This is a genomic window from Pseudomonas sp. RIT-562, from assembly GCF_026241895.1.
GTDB classification, from domain to species: domain Bacteria; phylum Pseudomonadota; class Gammaproteobacteria; order Pseudomonadales; family Pseudomonadaceae; genus Aquipseudomonas; species Aquipseudomonas mandelii_F.
Genome location: NZ_JAPJIV010000003.1, coordinates 256,903 through 274,998, shown reverse-complemented (window position 1 = coordinate 274,998; position 18,096 = coordinate 256,903). Strand labels below are relative to the sequence as shown.

General features: G+C 60.6%; 9 protein-coding genes and 2 pseudogenes. 5 read left to right on the top strand and 6 right to left on the bottom strand.

Features of this window, described 5'->3' with window-relative positions; all coding sequences use genetic code 11:
* Positions 1 to 21: 21 nt before the first annotated feature.
* The 4 genes and pseudogenes from mscK to ORL50_RS29040 all read right to left on the bottom strand — a co-directional run.
* A complete protein-coding gene (gene mscK / locus ORL50_RS06075) occupies positions 22 to 3,372 on the bottom strand; it encodes a mechanosensitive channel MscK (RefSeq protein WP_266011096.1) in 3,351 nt (1,116 codons plus the stop codon).
* 33 nt (positions 3,373 to 3,405) lie between these two features.
* A complete protein-coding gene (locus ORL50_RS06070) occupies positions 3,406 to 5,148 on the bottom strand; it encodes a potassium/proton antiporter (RefSeq protein ID WP_266011093.1) in 1,743 nt (580 codons plus the stop codon).
* A 288-nt stretch (positions 5,149 to 5,436) separates the two neighbouring features.
* A complete protein-coding gene (locus ORL50_RS29045) occupies positions 5,437 to 6,300 on the bottom strand; it encodes a methyl-accepting chemotaxis protein (protein WP_416236009.1) in 864 nt (287 codons plus the stop codon).
* Positions 6,292 to 7,047: pseudogene (locus ORL50_RS29040) on the bottom strand (MCP four helix bundle domain-containing protein); the annotation flags it as partial. The gene ORL50_RS29045 and the pseudogene ORL50_RS29040, both read right to left, overlap by 9 nt.
* A gap of 290 nt (positions 7,048 to 7,337) precedes the next feature.
* Between ORL50_RS29040 and ORL50_RS06060 the strand changes: the two are divergent.
* The 4 genes and pseudogenes from ORL50_RS06060 (at position 7,338) to ORL50_RS29030 (ending at position 9,905) form a co-directional block, all read left to right on the top strand.
* Positions 7,338 to 7,568 carry a hypothetical protein gene (locus tag ORL50_RS06060; RefSeq protein ID WP_266011089.1) on the top strand — a complete coding sequence of 77 codons (231 nt, stop codon included), beginning with the start codon at positions 7,338 to 7,340 and terminating at the stop codon, positions 7,566 to 7,568.
* Positions 7,565 to 7,867 carry a cell division protein ZapA gene (locus ORL50_RS06055; protein WP_266011087.1) on the top strand — a complete coding sequence of 101 codons (303 nt, stop codon included), beginning with the start codon at positions 7,565 to 7,567 and terminating at the stop codon, positions 7,865 to 7,867. Before ORL50_RS06060 ends, ORL50_RS06055 begins: the two co-directional genes overlap by 4 nt.
* 100 nt (positions 7,868 to 7,967) lie before the next feature.
* A pseudogene (locus tag ORL50_RS29035) lies at positions 7,968 to 9,038 on the top strand (HAMP domain-containing protein); the annotation flags it as partial.
* 21 nt (positions 9,039 to 9,059) lie between these two features.
* Complete coding sequence (locus ORL50_RS29030) at positions 9,060 to 9,905, top strand: methyl-accepting chemotaxis protein (protein ID WP_416236008.1); 846 nt, start codon at positions 9,060 to 9,062, stop codon at positions 9,903 to 9,905.
* Between the two features lie 129 nt (positions 9,906 to 10,034).
* Here the strand turns inward: ORL50_RS29030 and ORL50_RS06045 are convergent, their stop codons facing one another.
* Positions 10,035 to 11,837, bottom strand: a complete 1,803-nt coding sequence (locus ORL50_RS06045; protein WP_266011083.1) for an acyl-CoA dehydrogenase — start codon at positions 11,835 to 11,837, stop codon at positions 10,035 to 10,037.
* A 293-nt stretch (positions 11,838 to 12,130) separates the two neighbouring features.
* Complete coding sequence (gene putA, locus ORL50_RS06040; protein ID WP_266011081.1) at positions 12,131 to 16,081, bottom strand: trifunctional transcriptional regulator/proline dehydrogenase/L-glutamate gamma-semialdehyde dehydrogenase; 3,951 nt, start codon at positions 16,079 to 16,081, stop codon at positions 12,131 to 12,133.
* A gap of 463 nt (positions 16,082 to 16,544) precedes the next feature.
* Between putA and putP the strand changes: the two genes are divergently transcribed.
* Complete coding sequence (putP, locus tag ORL50_RS06035) at positions 16,545 to 18,029, top strand: sodium/proline symporter PutP (RefSeq protein ID WP_266011079.1); 1,485 nt, start codon at positions 16,545 to 16,547, stop codon at positions 18,027 to 18,029.
* Positions 18,030 to 18,096: the final 67 nt, after the last annotated feature.

Here is an 18,096-nt window from a genome sequence, read left to right as displayed (position 1 = left end):
ATTCTGCTAGGGATAAGTGGGTTAGTCGAGTTTGGCGGCCGGCGGTTCCTGCGCGGGTTTGCCGTCGACCACCGGGACGATGGTTTTGTTTTCCGGTTCAATCGGCACCATTTTGTATTCCTGACCGTGGAGGTTCTTGAGATATACCTCCATCTGCCGGAACGAAATGTTGATGTGCTGCTTCTTGAACTCGCGATTGATGAAGCGGTTGACCTCGTCCAGGACAGGGTTGCGGTCGCCAAGGTCGCGCACATGCATGCGCAACTCGTGGTCGAGGGTGCTCTCGCCAAAGTTGAGGAAGTACACATGGGGTTCCGGATCCTTCAGGACCCGCGGGTTTTCCCGGGCAGCCTTGAGCAGCAACTCTTTGACCAGGTCCAGGTCCGAGCCGTAATCGACTCCAAGCTTGAGCGTCACCCGGGTGATGGTGTCCGTCAGGGACCAGTTGATCAACTGACCGGTGATGAACGTCTTGTTCGGGACGATGATGTCCTTGCGGTCGAAGTCGGTGATGGTCGTGGCGCGGATGCGGATCTTGCTCACCGTGCCGGACAGGTTGCCGATGGTGATGGTATCGCCAATCCGCACCGGACGTTCGAACAGGATCATGATGCCGGAGATGAAGTTCGCGAAGATCTCCTGCATGCCGAAACCCAGGCCTACCGATAGCGCTGCCACCAGCCATTGCAATTTGTCCCAGCTCACACCGAGGGTCGACAAGGTCGAGACAAAGCCGATGCCGGCAATCACATAGGACAGCAGGGTGGTTGTAGCGTAGGCACTGCCCTGGGCCAGGTTCAGCTTGGACAACACAAGTACTTCAAGCAACCCCGGCAAGTTGCGCGCAAGGGCGAAGGTGATGCCGATGATGATCAGCGCGCCGAGCATGTCGCCGATGCTGATCGGCACCATGCTCATGTTGGCGCCGGTGCCGCTGGTGTACTCGTAGAGGGTGATGTTGTCCAGGTACGAGAACACGGTGATCAGGTCTGACCAGACCCAGTACAGCGCCGCCATAAAACCACCCAGCAGCGCCAGGCGGATCAGGCGCAACGACTGCTCGTTGACCTTCTCGATGTCCAGTGTCGGTTCTTCGATCACCGCTTCACCATCGCCGGCCTCCTTGGCGGCCTGGCGCTTGGCCAGGGCGCGCTGGTAGGCCAGGCGTCGGGCGGCGACGCTGAGGCCGCGCACGAACGTGGCTTCAATTACCAGCCAGAACATCAGCAGGTACAGCGTATTGATCAAGCGGTCACTGAGTTTCAGCGCGGTGTAGTAATAGCCGAAGCAGACCGCGACGAACAACGCGATGGGCAGCGCGGTAAACATGACGCCCACGGCCTTGCGGAACAGCGAGGCGTTCTGGTGAGTCGGGCTGCTGATCAGCAGGCGGCTGAGCAGCCAGGCCATCAACGCATAGCAGGTCAGCACCACCGGCATGCCGAGCACGTCATCGGCCAGCGCCGCCGGTTGCAGCTCGGCGACTGCCACCACGGCAACCAGAGCCATGACTACCAGGCCAAGCCTGCGCACCCAGCCCTGGAGGAATTCAACCTGCGGCTTCTCCCAGCGGAAATGCAGTTCCGCCACGCCGCCCGGCGCCAATATGCGATAGGCGGTGTAGAACACCAGCCAGGCTTGCGCCATCTGCAGCAGGGCCGCGCCCATGTTGGCGTTCTGCCCGCGGGCGTCGATCTGCAGCGCCAGGCCGCACAGGGCCAGGCCCAGGGACACCGGCATCGCCAGCAGGATGTTGATCAGAATGGCCTGCGGGGTGTGCAGCTGGCTGTCACGTTTGAAGTGGCCGATGTCCTGATGCACCTTGTTCAACCGGGCGTACAGGCTCTTGCGGCGCCACAGCAGCGCGCCAATCACCAACGCCAAGGGCAGGAACAGCAGCGGCCGTTGGGTTAGCCCGTCGTACAGTTCGCTCAGGCTCGAGGCCCACGGCAGTGTGGTGACCTGGCGCTGCAGGCGCTCCGGCACGCCGTGCATCCATTCAAAATCCAGCGGTTTGTTGCTGGGAATCCAGAACATCTGCTCGTCGAGGGTGGCGCGCAGGCTTTGCGCGGTGCTCAGCAGTTGTTTCTGGTTGAGTTGCAGGGTGATGGATTCGTTGAGTACGGCACTCAGTTCGCGGTTCAGCCGTTCCAGCAGGTCGGCCCGGGTGTTGGCCAGCTCCAGCAGGCTCTTGCGCAGTTGCGGGGTCACCTGTTCCGGCTGTTGGGTGGACAGCAGGTTGTCGACGTAAATGGACGGGTTGCTCAGCAGTTCCCGTTGCTGGCTGACATCAAACTGATACAGACGAATGTCGGCGATCTGGTCTGCCAGGTCGCGGTCCAGCTTGAGGCGCGGCAGGGACTGCTTCTGTTTGTAGAGAATCTTCGACAGCAGCAGGCTGCCCTTGAGCACGTTGATCTGTTCGTCGAGGGCCGAGTCGCTCTGGGTGACGCTGTCCAGTTGCTGTTTTGTCTGCAGGTTCTGCTGGGTGACGACGTTGAGGCGGTCGGTGCTTTTGAGCAGGTAGTCAGACAGCTTCAGGTTGATCGAGCTTTCCGTAGCCAGCAGGCTGCTGCCCCCGGCCTTCTGCGCCTCAATGGACTGCTGGGTCACGGTCTCCTGGGATTGCGCCAGGCGTTTCTGGTTGATCAGGTTCTGCAGCTCCTGGATTTCCTGATCCAGGCGATCCGATTTTTCCGTAAGCAAGTCATGCTGGCTGTTGCCCAGGTCCTGCAACTGGCTGTTGCCCGCCAGTTCCTGGCGCCGCAGGGGAATTAGCGCGTTGAGTGCGGCGAGTTCGGCGTTGAGCTGGTCGCGCTGTTCGCCACTCAAGGTCTTGCCCGCGTCCTTGCCGGCCTTGAGGATGTTGTTGATCTGCTGGATCCGCGTCTGGCTGGCGGAAATCTCTGCCTGGGCGCGCTCGGGTCGGGTCTGGGCGGTGATGACCAGGCTGTTGGCATCCGCCAGGGCCTTTTGCAGATCGCTCTGCTGGGTCGAGCGCTCGGTGAGCATCTGCTCCAGCTGCTGGATCGACAGATTGGCGAAGCGTTGCTCCACCGGCAGTACCTTGGTGCCCTTGAGGCGTACCAGTTCGCGCTGGTTCTCGATGTTCTGCTTGGGGGCGGTAGCCAGTTGTTGCTTGAGCGCTGCCAGTTTCTGCTCGTAATCGCGCTGATTGTCGAGCTGGGTCAGGGTGTTTTGCAGGATGCTCTGCAACGCTTTCTGATCGGCTTCCGGCAGTTTGCGGTCGGCAATCTTGTCCAGGCTCGCCTGCACGGATTCACTGGTGGGCGGTTCGGCGGCTTGTAACGTACCGACAGAGAGGCTCAAGCCCAGCAGGGCCATGAAGAAATAGGTGCGCAGGGTTGACATAGAGACCGATCGAAAGCTGGCGAAGTGTGGAGTTTAGAGGAAGAGTCCCGGGCCCGGGCGACTTCCTTCGGGGAATCTGACGCCCACTTTGCCAATCTTGTTCCCGTCCATGACCGCAACGGTCCAGATGGTACTGTTCCACTCCACCTGGTCTCCGACTACTGGCGCACCGCCAACTTTTTGTGCGATGAAGCGACCCAGGGACATGTCCGGATCGATGCCTTCAACCTGCAACCCGTACAGCGCAGCAACCGCAGCCAGCTGGGCATCTCCTTCGAGTACGAAGTCGCCGAAAAAGCGCAAATCCAGTCCTCGTTGCGGGGCCTGGCTGAAGAGTTTTCCAAGGGCCGGAAGGTTGTGTTCGTGGCCGATAACACAGAGTAAATCATCGACCTCGAGCACCGTACTACCCGACGGATGGAGCAGTTGTTGACCCCGAAACAGGGCGGCAATGCGGGTGCCTTCTGGCATTTTCAGCTCGCGCAGGGGCGAGCCGATGCACCATTTCTCGGCGCCGAGGCGATAAACGAACAGCTCCCACTCGCTGGTCACGTGCACTTCCAGCGCGGCCCGGGAAATCGGCAATGGCTCTGGCGGAACAGTGACCTTGAGCAGTTTCGCCACCCACGGCAGGCTCGTTCCCTGTACCAGCAACGACACCAGCACAATGAAGAATGCCAGGTTGAAGTAGAGCTGGGCATTGGGCAGGCCGGCCATCAGCGGGAACACCGCGAGGATGATCGGTACCGCGCCGCGCAGTCCCACCCAGGAAATAAAGGCTTTTTCGCGGCCATGGAAGGCTTTGAACGGCAGCAGGCCGACCATTACCGACAGTGGCCGGGCGAACAGGATCATCCATAGCGCCAGGCCGAGGGCGGGCAGGGCGATCGGCAGCAAATCGTGTGGCGTCACCAGCAGGCCGAGTACCAGGAACATCCCGATCTGCGCCAGCCAGGCCATGCCGTCCAGCATGTGCAGGATGCCATGCCGGCTGCGCACTGGGCGGTTGCCGATCACCAGGCCACACAGGTACACCGCGAGGAAGCCGCTGCCGTGCAGGGCATTGGTCAGCGCGAACACCGCAAGACCGCCGGCAATCACCAGGATCGGGTACAGGCCGTTAGCCAGGTTGATCCGGTTGACCAGCTGCAACATGACCCAGCCGCCACCCAGGCCGATGACGCCACCGATGCCGAACTCACGCACCAGATGCCCCAGCAGGCTCCAGTGCAACCCGGTCTCGCCGCTGGCGAGCATGTCGATCAGGGTGACGGTGAGGAACACCGCCATCGGGTCGTTGCTGCCGGATTCGATCTCGAGGCTGGCGCTGACCCGCTCGTTCAGCCCCTTGCCGCCCAGCAGCGAGAACACCGCTGCGGCATCGGTGGAGCCAACGATGGCGCCGATCAGCAAGCCCTGGATCATGTTCAGGTTGAACAGCCAGGCTGCCGCCATACCGGTCAGTCCGGTGGTGATCAATACCCCGACCGTGGCCAGGGACAATGCCGGCCACAAGGCCACGCGGAAGCTCGACACCCGGGTTCGCAGGCCGCCGTCGAGCAGGATCACTGCCAGGGCCAGGTTGCCGACCAGATAGGCCGTCGGATAGTTATCGAAAATGATGCCGCCGCCGTCGACGCCGGCCGCCATGCCCACGGCCAGGATGATCACCAGGATCGGGATGCCCAGGCGCGACGAAAGTGAACTCACCAGAATGCTCGCACCTACCAGCAACGCGCCGATCAAGAACAGGCTGTTGATGGTCGTCGCATTCAAAAGCAGTACTCCAGAAAAGCTGAAAGGCGGGCACAAACTGACCATGCAGTCTGCGTGCCAGCGATTCTAACCTGTTGAAATGTGATGCTGTCAAAAAGCTTTTGACAGGGATTCAAAATCCTCAAACGAACGCAGATCCTCGTAGCAGCTGGCGAAGCCTGCGTTCGGCTGCGTAGCAGTCGTCAGACTGCAACGTGCGGTGTGTCAGGGACAGCCTGCATGCCGGATTACGACTGCTTCGCAGCCGGACGCAGGCTTCGCCAGCTGCTACAGGGGAAGGGGTGGCCTTTAGAGGCTAAACCGCCCCACCATCCCATTCAAATCCACTGCCAACCGCGACAGCTCACTGCTGGCCGCGCTCGTCTGGCTGGCTCCGGTCGCCGACTGCACCGACAAATCCCGGATGTTCACCAGGTTGCGATCCACTTCGCGCGCGACCTGCGCCTGCTCTTCTGCCGCGCTGGCGATCACCAGGTTGCGCTCATTGATCTCGACGATGGCAGTATTGATAGTGTCCAGCGACAGACCGGCGCCACGGGCGATGCTCAGGGTCGATTCCGCGCGCTCGGTGCTGTTACGCATCGAATTTACCGCGTGCTCGGTGCCGCTCTGGATGCTGCCGATCATGCGTTCGATTTCGCTGGTCGATTGTTGAGTACGGTGCGCCAGTGCGCGAACTTCGTCAGCCACCACGGCAAAGCCGCGCCCGGCTTCACCGGCACGGGCCGCCTCGATTGCGGCGTTCAGCGCCAGAAGGTTGGTCTGGTCGGCCAGGCCACGGATCACATCCAGAACCTTGCCGATATCCCGGGACTCGTTGGCCAGGTCGCCGATCAGGGTCGCGGTGCTCTGCACATCGGCGCTCATGCGTTCAATTGCGCTGACGGTTTCCTGCACCAGATCGCGGCCGTCGCCGGCGGACGTGGTGGCGTTCTTTGACGCTTCGGAAGTGCTGACCGCGTTACGCGCGACTTCTTCCACGGCGCTGGTCATCTCGTTCACCGCCGTGGCGGCCTGTTCGATTTCGTTGTTCTGCTGGGTCAGGCCGCGGGCACTTTCATCGGTGACGCTGTTGAGTTCCTCAGCCGCGGAAGCCAGTTGAGTGGCGGAACCGGAAATACGCTGCAGGGTGTCACGCAATTTCTCCTGCATCTTCGACATGGCGAGCAACAGGCGGCCGGCTTCATCTTCGCCATCGACGGTGATCGGACGGGTCAGGTTGCCCTCGGCAATGGCTTCGGCGGCCTCCAGGGCATTGGCGATCGGTTTGGTGATGCTATTGGTCAATAACCAGGCGAACAACAAGGTCAGGCCCGAGGCCAGCACCAGCAGCGCGACAACCAGGTTAAACGCCGAGGCATACTGGTCGGCGGCCTCCTGGCTGGTTTCGGCGATCTGCTGGGTGTTGATCTCCAGCAGCTTGGCCAACGCCGTGTTGACTGCCTCGGAGTTTGCCAGCAACTCGGTGTTGAGCATCTTGCGCAGGTCTTCGACCTGATTGTTACGCGACAGGCTCTTCATCTGGTCTTCAAGCTGACGATACTGCCCCAACAGTTGCAGGTACTGATCGTAGGCCGCGCGCTCGACCGGGCCGTCGATCAGCGGCTCGTAGGCTTTCTGTGCGTCGCGGATCTGCTGGTTGCGAGTGTCGAACAGCTCAAAGGTTTTCTGCTGGACGTCGGCTTCGCGGTTGGTCAATAAGCGATAGGACAGCACTCGCAGGCGCAGGGTGAGCTGGGTGAACTCATCGATGCTTTTCACGCTTGGGACGCTTGCAGAGGCAATATCCTCGCCTGCTGCGCGAATCTTGCTCATCTGGTTCAAGGCAAACACCCCCAGAACCAGCATCAGCCCGCCAATGAGAGCAAAACCGAGGAACGCCCGCGGAGCGATATTCATATTTCGAAGGGACATGGTGTTTTCCGGTGAAGGCGCATCCATGCGGCGCTGAGACTGTCGTATGGAGGGCTTATCGGTCATACGACTAAAGTCTTGAGTGCCTGTGCGTATTTGTCGCATCAACGATCTGGCGACGAAGTGCAGGAACCAGATCCGCCAATCACAGTCTTTAAAGCTCGCGAGAAAGGTCGCCCGCCAGGAAAATCAAGGCCTTGCGCCTGAATACCCCTGGCTTCCGTGGTGACTTTTCTTTATCGTACGCGCCCTTTGAAAATGCCCGGAAGATCAAAATGTTGGAAGCATCCCTAAGCCAATTGGAACAACTGGTCAGCGACCTGGTGCAACAGAACCAGACCCTGCTCAGCACCAACCAGACCCTTAGCGCAGAATTGGCCCAGGCCAAGGATGAAAACGAAAGCCTGCAGCTGAACCTGATGGAGCAGGAAGAGAAACACGGCGCTACCGCAGCGCGCATCCAGGCCCTGGTTGAGCGTGTCAGCGCCGGCCCGGTCAGCGCATGAGTCAGGGCGCCGCAGGGGTAAAAGTCGTCTCCATCCTGGGGGAGGACTATTCGATCAGGGCGCCGGCCGGGGAGGAACAGACCCTGCTGGACGCCGCGCTGATGTTGAAGGCTGCACTGGCCGACACGAAGAAGAAGTACCCGACGCTGATTGGTGATCGGTTGCTCGTGCTGGCGGCCATGAACCTGTGCTCTCAGCAGATCGAAATGCGCAAGCAACACAAGCTCGAACTCGACCGTTATCAAGAGCAAGTCAGCGCCACGGTTGAAGTGATCGCCAAGACCATCAATCAAGCCTGATCGGCCTTGCGCACAACCAAAGAATAAATTGTCGTTTGGTTTGTATACAATCGGCACGGCTGTTGCAGTGTTCCAGCCTCTTATTCTTTGGGGGTGCTCCATGCAGTTCTGGCGTCGCAGTATTCAATGGCAGCTGATCCTGAGCATGGGCACCGCCCTGCTGGTCAGCGTGCTCATCGTGGTTGGCATTTATACCCTCGTGGTCAATCGTCTGGCCCAGAGCTATCTGGTCGAGCAGGCGCTGCCGTCCAGCATCGAAGCGATGCGCAACGACATCGAGCGCATTCTTGTTCAGCCGCTCACCGCCGCCAAGGACATCGCCAGCAACAGCATGGTGCGGGACTGGCTGGCCGGGGGCGAAAACAGTGCCCAGGCGGCGAGCTTTGTCACCTACCTGGAAGGTATTCGCGCCGAGCACAAAGCCTTTACCGCGCTGATGGTTGGCACTGCTTCCAACCACTACTACACCGAGAAAGGCCTGGACCGCACGCTTAGCCGTACCAACCCCAAGGATGCCTGGTTCTACTCATTCCTCGACAGTAATCAGCAACGCACCCTCAATATCGACAATGACACCGCGACTGGAGAACTGGCACTGTTCATCGACCTCAAAGTCGAGCAGGCCGGCAAAGTCGTGGGTGTTGCCGGGCTCGGCCTGAGCATGAAAGAGCTGTCGGAGCTGATTCACAACTTCAGCTTCGGTGAGCGCGGCAAGGTCTATCTGGTGCGTTCCGACGGTTTGATCCAGGTGCATCCCGATGCGCAATTCAGCGGCAAGCGCACGCTTGCCGAGCAAATTGGCGAGACGGCTGCGCGGGCCGTCATGGGTCAAACAACTGCCGCCAGCAGCAGCTTTATGCGCGAAGACGAAGATTTTCTGGCGCTGAGCCTGCCCTTGAGGGATCTGGGCTGGACCCTGGTGGCCGAAGTGCCGCAGTCGCAGATCTATGCCGAAGCCCGCCGTGCCATGTGGATGAGTGGTGGTATTGGCCTCGCCGTGGCATTGGTGTGCCTGTTGTTGGTGGTATTGCTGGCCCGCGGGCTGGTGCGGCCGATTCGCCAGGTAACAGCGGCGCTGGTTGCCATCGGTAGCGGTGGTGGAGATTTGACCCACCGCCTGGATGCCAGCCGGGCCGACGAGCTCGGCGATCTGGCGCGGGGCTTTAATCGGTTTCTCGATAGCCAGCGTGTCATGATTGGTGAAGTCTTGACCACCAGCGAGCGTCTGCGCACAGCCGTGGGCCAGGTCGCCAGGGTGGTGGACAACACTGCCGAGCGTTCCGGTCGTCAGCAGGAAATGACTGACATGGTTGCCACCGCTGTCCACGAGATGGGCCTGACGGTCCAGGAAATTGCGCAGAATGCCGGTAACGCTGCCGTTGCTTCGCAAAGCGCGCGGGACGAGGCGTTGCAGGCGCGGGAAGTGGTGGGCGGATCGATTCGGCACATTGAGAGCATGTCCGATGAAATTGGCCTGGCTGCTGCAGCGGTGGGTGAGCTGGCGCATCAGGTCGGATCCATCGACCAGGTGTTGGCGGTGATCCGCGGGATTTCCGAACAGACTAATCTGCTGGCGCTCAACGCCGCGATCGAAGCGGCTCGCGCCGGCGATATGGGCCGAGGGTTTGCGGTGGTGGCGGATGAGGTGCGCACTTTGGCGCGACGGACCCAGGCGTCCACTGATGAGATCCAGCAGATGATCGGCAGCCTCAAGCAGGGCGCGGAAAATGCGGTGTCCTCGATGCACTCCGGGCAAGCGGCGACTGGCACGGGGGTTGAGTCCAGCCAGCGCACTGGGGCGTCATTGACCGCGATTACCGGTCAGGTTGAACGAATCAGCGACATGAACCATCAGGTGGCGACGGCGACTGAAGAGCAGTCTGCGGTGACTGAGGAGATCAACCGCAACGTGCAGGGAATTTCCGACCTGGCCCGGGCGACGGCCGGGGAGGTCAGAGCTTGTCGGGAGGATTGCCAGACGTTGCAGCGGCTGGCGGATGATCTGGCGCGGCAGATGGGTGGGTTTCGGTTGAGCTGATGTCGCGTTGGCTGTTCTTCCGCCATCGCGAGCAGGCTCACTCCTACATTTGAAATGCGTTTTTCGGCCGGACGCATTTACTGTAGGAGTGAGCTTGCTCGCGATTGGGTTTAACAATCACCCAAAACCTTAGAACCACTCATCCTGCATCCCAAGACACACATCATCGCGCGCCTCAAGAAGCGCCAGCTCATGGTGGCAACCCGGTACTTCCCACGTGAGGAAATACCGCGCCGCCTGCAGCTTGCCTTTATAGAAGCTGACATCTGCGGCATTGCCCTTGGCCAAGCCTTCCTCGGCGCGGATCGCCTGCTCCAGCCAGCGCCAGCCAATGACCGTATGCCCGAACACTTTCAGGTACAGCGCCGAATTCGCCAGGCTGCTGTTGACCTTGCCCTGACCCAGATCGGTCAGCAGGCCAATAGTCACCGTTTGCAGGCGCGCCACCAGTTTCTCCAGCGGTTCACGCAACGGGGTCAATGTTTCGTATGCCTGAGCACGCTCGGCAGTGTTGGCGATCAGGCGGATCAGTTGCTTGAGCCCCGCACCACCGTTCTGCGCCAGCTTGCGCCCCAGCAGATCCAGCGACTGAATGCCGTGGGTACCCTCGTGGATCGGGTTCAAGCGGTTATCGCGGTAGTACTGCTCCACCGGATACTCGCGGGTGTAACCATGACCTCCGAGGATCTGGATCGCCAGTTCGTTGGCCTTCAGGCAAAACTCCGAAGGCCAGGATTTGACGATCGGCGTCAGCAGGTCCAGCAGCTCATGCGCCTGTTTGCGCTCGGCTTCGGTCTCAAGCGTGGTGGTGTCATCGAACAGTCGCGCCGCGTATAACCCCAAGTCGAACGAGCCTTCGACGTAGGCCTTCTGGGTCAGGAGCATGCGCTTGACGTCGGCGTGTTGAATGATCGCCACTGGCGCGGTGTTCGGGTCCTTGCTGTCCGGCACCCGCCCCTGCGGCCGCTCGCGCGCATACTCCAGGGAGTACAGGTAGCCGGCATAGCCAAGCATGACGGCGCCCATGCCGACACCGATCCGCGCTTCGTTCATCATCTGGAACATGTAGCTCAGGCCCTGATGGGGTTTACCCACCAGATAGCCCACGCAGCCGCCGTTATCACCGAAGTTGAGTGCTGTGGACGTCGTGCCGCGCCACCCCATCTTGTGGAACAGGCCCGCCAGCAATACATCGTTGCGCTGGCCCAGGCTGCCGTCATCGTTGACCAGGAATTTGGGCACGATAAACAGTGAAATACCCTTCACCCCGGCCGGTGCGTCCGGCAGTTTGGCCAGCACCATGTGCACGATGTTTTCCGACAACGGGTGATCGCCACCGGAGATGAAGATCTTGTTGCCCTTGAGGCGATAAGTACCGTCTGACGCGGGCTCGGCGCGGGTGCGAATATCCGATAGGGAAGAACCGGCGTGGGGTTCCGTCAGCGCCATGGTGCCGAAAAAACGGCCGTCGATCATCGGCTGCAGGAAGCGCTGCTTTTGTTCGTCGGTGCCGAAGCTTTCGATCAGGTTGGCGGCGCCCATGGTCAGGAACGGGTACGAGGTTGACGCTGCGTTGGCTGACTGGAAGTGCGCAAAGCAGGCTTGGGACAACAGCGTCGGCAACTGCATGCCGCCGGCCTCAAAGCTACGCGCGGCGTTGAGGAAGCCGGCTTCGAGAAACGCGTCCACCGCCGGTTTCACTTCGGGAATCAGAATCGCCTGGCCGTACTCATAGCGAGGCTCGTTCTCGTCACCCTTGCGGTTGTGCGGGGCGAAGAATTTTTCGGCAATGCTGCGAGCGGTGCCCAGGGCGGCATCGAAGGTTTCACGATTGTGCTCGGCGAAGCGCTCGCGCTGGGTCAGGCCTTCGGCATCGAGGACTTCGTACAGCTCGAAAGCCAGATTGCGGGAACTGAGCAACGTCTCGGACATGGCGGCCTACCTTTTTTTGGAATGGGCCGAGTCTAGGCGTGGGGAGGGCGGGGTGAACAGGATGATTGATGAGCGTGATGGTAGATCAGAGCACCGACTTACCAGACACCTCAAGACAAATGTCTTGTTTGGCAATGGGGTCGGTGAAAATCAATGTGGGAGCGGGCTTGCTCGCGAATGCAGTGTGTCAGTCGACACAAAGGTGTTTGGCACACCGCATTCGCGAGCAAGCCCGCTCCCACAAGGGTTTTGCATTCCAGGCACCCGTTGCGGGTGCCTGATTTTGGAGCGGTTTAGCCGATTGTCATCAAGCTCGCATTACCGCCCGCCGCAGCGGTGTTAACGCTCAACGCCCGCTCAATCACCAGGCGCTCCAGCGCAATGTTGGTCTCGCCCTGGGACAACCCATGAACTCCAACAATCGCGCCAGCACGCTTGGCCACCTGCTGGCAGACCGCGCGCAGCTGGTCGGAATGGCCGTGATGCAGAACCGCGTCGAACACCACTTCGTCCTTGCCCCAGTCGGCAACCAGCTTGATGCGTGCCTGAACGTCCTTCGGCAGACGAGCGTACAAGGCCTTGGTCAATTCCGCTTCCGGCCACACCGCCGAGCCACCAACCGCCAGCACGGCAGCCAGTTGGGTCAGCAGGTCGCCTTCGACTTCCGCCAGGCACAGCACGTGTTCGCGCGGCAGGATGGCGTAGCTGTTGCGTTCACCGGTAGGGCCCGCCAGAAGGCGAGTGATACCGCTTTGCGATTGCGCTGCGAACTGCACACACAAGGTCGCCAGATCGGCGAATTTGTTGCTGTCAGCCCAGGCTTTCAGAGTGGTCAGCGGCTTGCTCATGGCGTCACGCAGACGAACGTCCGGTGCCGCGAGAGCATCGCCGCGAGCGAAGGATTGTTCGATCGCATCCGTAGGACGAGTCGACAGCAGGCGGTACAGGTACAACGGACCACCGGCTTTCGGGCCAGTGCCCGACAGGCCTTCGCCGCCGAATGGCTGCACGCCGACCACAGCGCCCACGATGTTGCGGTTGACGTAGACGTTACCGGCGTTGACGTTGTCGATCACCTTGGCGATGGTCTCGTCGATGCGCGTGTGCACGCCCAGGGTCAGGCCGTAGCCGGAGGCATTGATCTGGCCGATCAACTGGTCGATGTCCTTGCGCTTGTAGCGGACCACGTGCAGCACCGGGCCGAAGATCTCCCGTTGCAGCTCGTCGAAGCTTTCCAGCTCGATCAGGGTCGGCATCACGAAGGTGCCGCGTTTGACTTCTTCGCTGTTGGCGATCGCCACCTGGTACACGTTGCGACCTTTGTCGCGCATACCCTGGATGTGCTTCTCGATGCCGGCCTTGGCTTCGGCGTCGATCACCGGGCCGATGTCCACGGACAGTCGCTCAGGGTTGCCGAGACGGCATTCAGCCATCGCGCCCTTGAGCATTTCGATGACACGGTCAGCGGAGTCTTCCTGCAAGCACAGGACGCGCAGTGCCGAGCAACGTTGTCCGGCGCTGTCGAATGCCGAAGACACCACGTCGATCACAACCTGCTCGGTCAGTGCCGAGGAGTCGACGATCATCGCGTTTTGGCCACCGGTTTCGGCGATCAGCGGAATCGGCCGACCCTGTGCATCCAGGCGACCTGCGACGTTGCGCTGCAGCAGGCGAGCGACTTCGGTGGAGCCGGTAAACATCACGCCTTTGACCCGATCGTCGCCGACCAGGCGGGCACCGACAGTTTCACCGCGGCCCGGCAGCAGTTGCAGCACGCCTTCCGGGATGCCGGCTTCGAGCATCAGGCGCACGGCTTGAGCCGCCACCAGCGGAGTTTGTTCCGCAGGTTTGGCCAGCACCGGGTTACCGGCGGCCAATGCTGCGGCGACCTGGCCGCTGAAGATCGCCAGCGGGAAGTTCCACGGGCTGATGCAGACCACCGGGCCCAGCGGGCGGTGCGCATCGTTGGTGAAGTCGTTGCGCGCCTGCACCGCGTAGTAACGCAGGAAGTCCACCGCTTCACGCACTTCGGCGATGGCGTTGGCGAAGGTCTTGCCGGCTTCACGAGCCAGCAAGCCCATCAGCGGCTGGATTTCGCCTTCCATCAAGTCAGCGGCACGTTCCAGAATCGCCGCGCGTTCGGCGGGCGGGGTGGCCTGCCAGATCGGTGCAGCGTTCAGGGCGCACTGGATCGCGTTATCGACATCTTCGACGGTTGCTTCTTGTACGTGACCAACCACGTCACGCAAATCGGACGGGTTCAGCACCGGCGCAGGCGTTTCGGAGCTGGATGCGCAACCGAGCATCGGCGCAGCTTTCCAGTTGTTATGAGCGGTTGCCAGCAGAGCGCAGGACAGCGAAGCCAGACGATGTTCGTTGGCCATGTCGATGCCGCTGGAGTTGGCGCGCTCGGCACCATACAGATCACGCGGCAGCGGAATACGCGGGTGTGGCAGGCCGAAGCCGCCTTCCAGCGTCGCCATCTGCTCGATGCTGGCTACCGGATCGGCCACCAGCTCCTGAATCGAAATGGACTGGTCGGCGATGCGGTTGACGAACGAGGTGTTCGCGCCGTTTTCCAGCAGGCGACGTACGAGGTACGCCAGCAGCGTTTCGTGGGTGCCGACCGGAGCGTACACGCGGCACGGACGGTTCAGCTTGCCTTCGGAAACTTTGCCTACAACCTGTTCGTACAGCGGTTCGCCCATGCCGTGCAGGCACTGGAACTCGTACTGACCTGGGTAATAGTTCTGACCGGCAATGTGATAAATAGCCGACAGGGTGTGGGCGTTGTGCGTAGCGAATTGCGGGTAGATGACTTCCGGTACCGACAGCAATTTGCGAGCGCAAGCGATGTAGGAAACGTCGGTGTACACCTTGCGGGTGTAGACCGGATAGCCTTCCAGGCCTTCGACCTGGGCGCGCTTGATTTCGCTGTCCCAGTACGCGCCCTTTACCAAGCGGATCATCAGGCGATGACGGCTGCGACGAGCCAGGTCGATCACGTAGTCGATCACATATGGGCAACGCTTCTGGTAAGCCTGAATCACGAAACCGATGCCGTTCCAGCCGGTCAGTTGCGGCTCGAAGCACAGGCGCTCCAGCAGATCCAGCGATAGCTCGAGGCGGTCAGCTTCTTCGGCATCGATGTTCAGGCCGATGTCGTATTGCTTGGCCAACAAGGTCAGCGACAGCAGGCGCGGGTACAGCTCTTCCATCACGCGCTCGTACTGCGCACGGCTGTAACGCGGGTGCAGTGCGGACAGCTTGATGGAGATGCCCGGGCCTTCATAAATCCCACGACCGTGGGACGCTTTGCCGATCGAGTGGATGGCTTGTTCGTACGACGCCAGGTATTTCTGGGCGTCGTGTTCGGTAAGTGCGGCTTCACCGAGCATGTCGTAGGAGTAGCGGAAGCCCTTGGCTTCGAACTTGCTGGCGTTGGCCAGTGCTTCGGCGATGGTTTCGCCGGTGACGAACTGCTCGCCCATCAGGCGCATGGCCATGTCGACGCCCTTGCGGATCATCGGCTCGCCGCTCTTGCCGATGATGCGGCTCAGGGACGAAGTCAGGCCGGCTTCATTGTGGGTCGAGACCAGTTTGCCGGTCAGCAGCAGGCCCCAGGTGGCAGCGTTGACGAACAGCGACGGGCTGTTGCCAAGGTGCGGGTGCCAGTTGCCGGTGCTGATCTTGTCGCGGATCAGCGCGTCACGGGTGCCTTTGTCCGGAATACGCAGCAGGGCTTCGGCCAGGCACATCAAGGCCACGCCTTCCTGGGACGACAGGGAAAATTCCTGCAACAGCCCCTGAACAATCCCGGCGCGGCCGCCTGCGCTCTTCTGGTTGCGCAGTTTTTCAGCGATAGAGGCGGCAAGTTTGTTGGTAGCTTCGGCCATGGCTACTGGCAGGCGAGCCTGCTCGATCAGCATCGGCACGACTTCCGGCTCTGGGCGGCGGTAGGCGGCGGTGATCGAGGCGCGCAGTACCGACTGCGGCAAGATGCTTTCAGCAAATTCCAGGAAGCACTGATGGGCATGATCCAGAGGCGCGTCGACGGAATCGTCGGAATCCTTGGTCAAACCGTTCAGCTCGGTCAGGGTTGCACCACCCTCGAGTTTCTCCAGGTAATTGAAGATGGCCTGTTTGATCAGCCAGTGCGGAGTGCGATCAATCGAGGTCGCGGCGGCCTTGAGGCGTTCGCGGGTCGGGTCGTCAAGTTTGACCCCAAGAGTGGTGGTAGCCATATTTTTATCCTCATGTTTGCCACAACTGCGTGGCATCAGCTGGCGGCAAGATTAGCCCTGCGCTGATCGAGGTGCAACCGGGTGCAACCCTTTTTTTGTCGGAATTACAGGCAGCTCGTCAGGAAAAAAATTCCGGTACGAACGTGCCGCTCCCGCTTGGTGCTTTTGCTTATAGCCGGCGCTACGGACTGCGCTAAAAGGGAGCAAAAAACCCTATTTGCATGATAATTCCGACTAGGTGCAACTTATTCGAGCGAAACAGGTTGCACCTTATTTGCTTTGTTGAATAGCATTCGCGGCGAAGGTGCAACCGGCTCCAAAGTCAGGTGTGCCGGCTGATGGCTTTCCTGGGGAAACATCAGTCATAAATGCGCGGGTTCCACAATCGTCTGTCAAACGTCGTCGTTTGCGAGCGGTTATCCAAAACCGCCGCTACATAAAAACAAAGCCAGGGCGTAACTTAATGAGCGTTAGCAATCCAACCCTGATCACGTTCGTGATCTACATCGCAGCAATGGTACTGATCGGCTTCATGGCCTATCGCTCCACCAACAACCTTTCCGATTACATTCTGGGCGGTCGCAGCCTGGGTAGCGTCGTGACTGCATTGTCCGCCGGCGCCTCCGACATGAGCGGCTGGTTGTTGATGGGCTTGCCGGGCGCCATCTATATGTCCGGTCTGTCCGAAAGCTGGATCGCCATCGGCCTGATCATCGGTGCCTACCTGAACTGGCTGTTCGTCGCTGGCCGCCTGCGCGTGCAGACCGAGCACAACGGCGATGCACTGACTCTGCCGGATTACTTCTCCAGCCGTTTTGAAGACAAAAGCGGCCTGCTGCGGATTATCTCGGCCGTTGTGATCCTGGTGTTCTTCACCATTTACTGCGCATCCGGCATCGTCGCTGGCGCCCGTCTGTTCGAAAGCACCTTCGGCATGTCCTACGAGACTGCGCTGTGGGCCGGTGCTGCGGCGACGATTGCCTACACCTTCGTCGGTGGTTTCCTGGCCGTGAGCTGGACTGACACCGTGCAAGCCACGCTGATGATCTTCGCTTTGCTGCTGACGCCGATCATCGTGCTGCTGGCTACCGGTGGCGTCGACACCACGTTCCTGGCCATCGAAGCGCAAGATCCAAGCAACTTCGACATGCTGAAAAACACCACCTTCATCGGGATTATCTCGCTGATGGGCTGGGGCCTGGGCTACTTCGGCCAGCCGCACATCCTCGCGCGCTTCATGGCGGCGGATTCGGTCAAGTCGATCGCCAAGGCTCGCCGCATCTCCATGACCTGGATGATCCTGTGCCTGGGCGGCACTGTCGCTGTAGGTTTCTTCGGTATCGCTTACTTCTCGGCACACCCTGAAGTGGCCGGTCCTGTAACCGAAAACCACGAGCGCGTGTTCATCGAACTGGCGAAAATCCTGTTCAACCCATGGATCGCCGGTGTGCTGCTGTCGGCCATTCTGGCGGCTGTAATGAGCACTCTGAGCTGCCAACTGCTGGTGTGCTCGAGCGCCCTAACCGAAGACTTCTACAAGACCTTCCTGCGTAAATCCGCCTCCCAGGTCGAACTGGTCTGGGTCGGCCGCGCCATGGTCCTGCTGGTTGCCCTGATCGCCATCGCGATGGCCGCCAACCCGGAAAACCGCGTACTGGGTCTGGTCAGCTACGCCTGGGCCGGCTTTGGTGCTGCATTCGGTCCGGTTGTGCTGATCTCCGTGATCTGGAAAGACATGACCCGCAACGGCGCACTGGCCGGCATCCTGGTCGGCGCGATCACCGTGATCGTGTGGAAACACTTCGAACTGCTGGGCCTGTACGAAATCATCCCGGGCTTCATCTTCGCCAGCCTGGCGATCTACATCGTCAGCAAGCTCGGCGCACCGACTGCTGGCATGCTGCAGCGCTTCGCCGCAGCGGAGGCTGATTTCCGCTTGAACAAGTAACTGCAATGAGCTGATGCTCTGAGCTTTTGCCGAAAACGAAACGGCCCGTCTCTTCTGGAGACGGGCC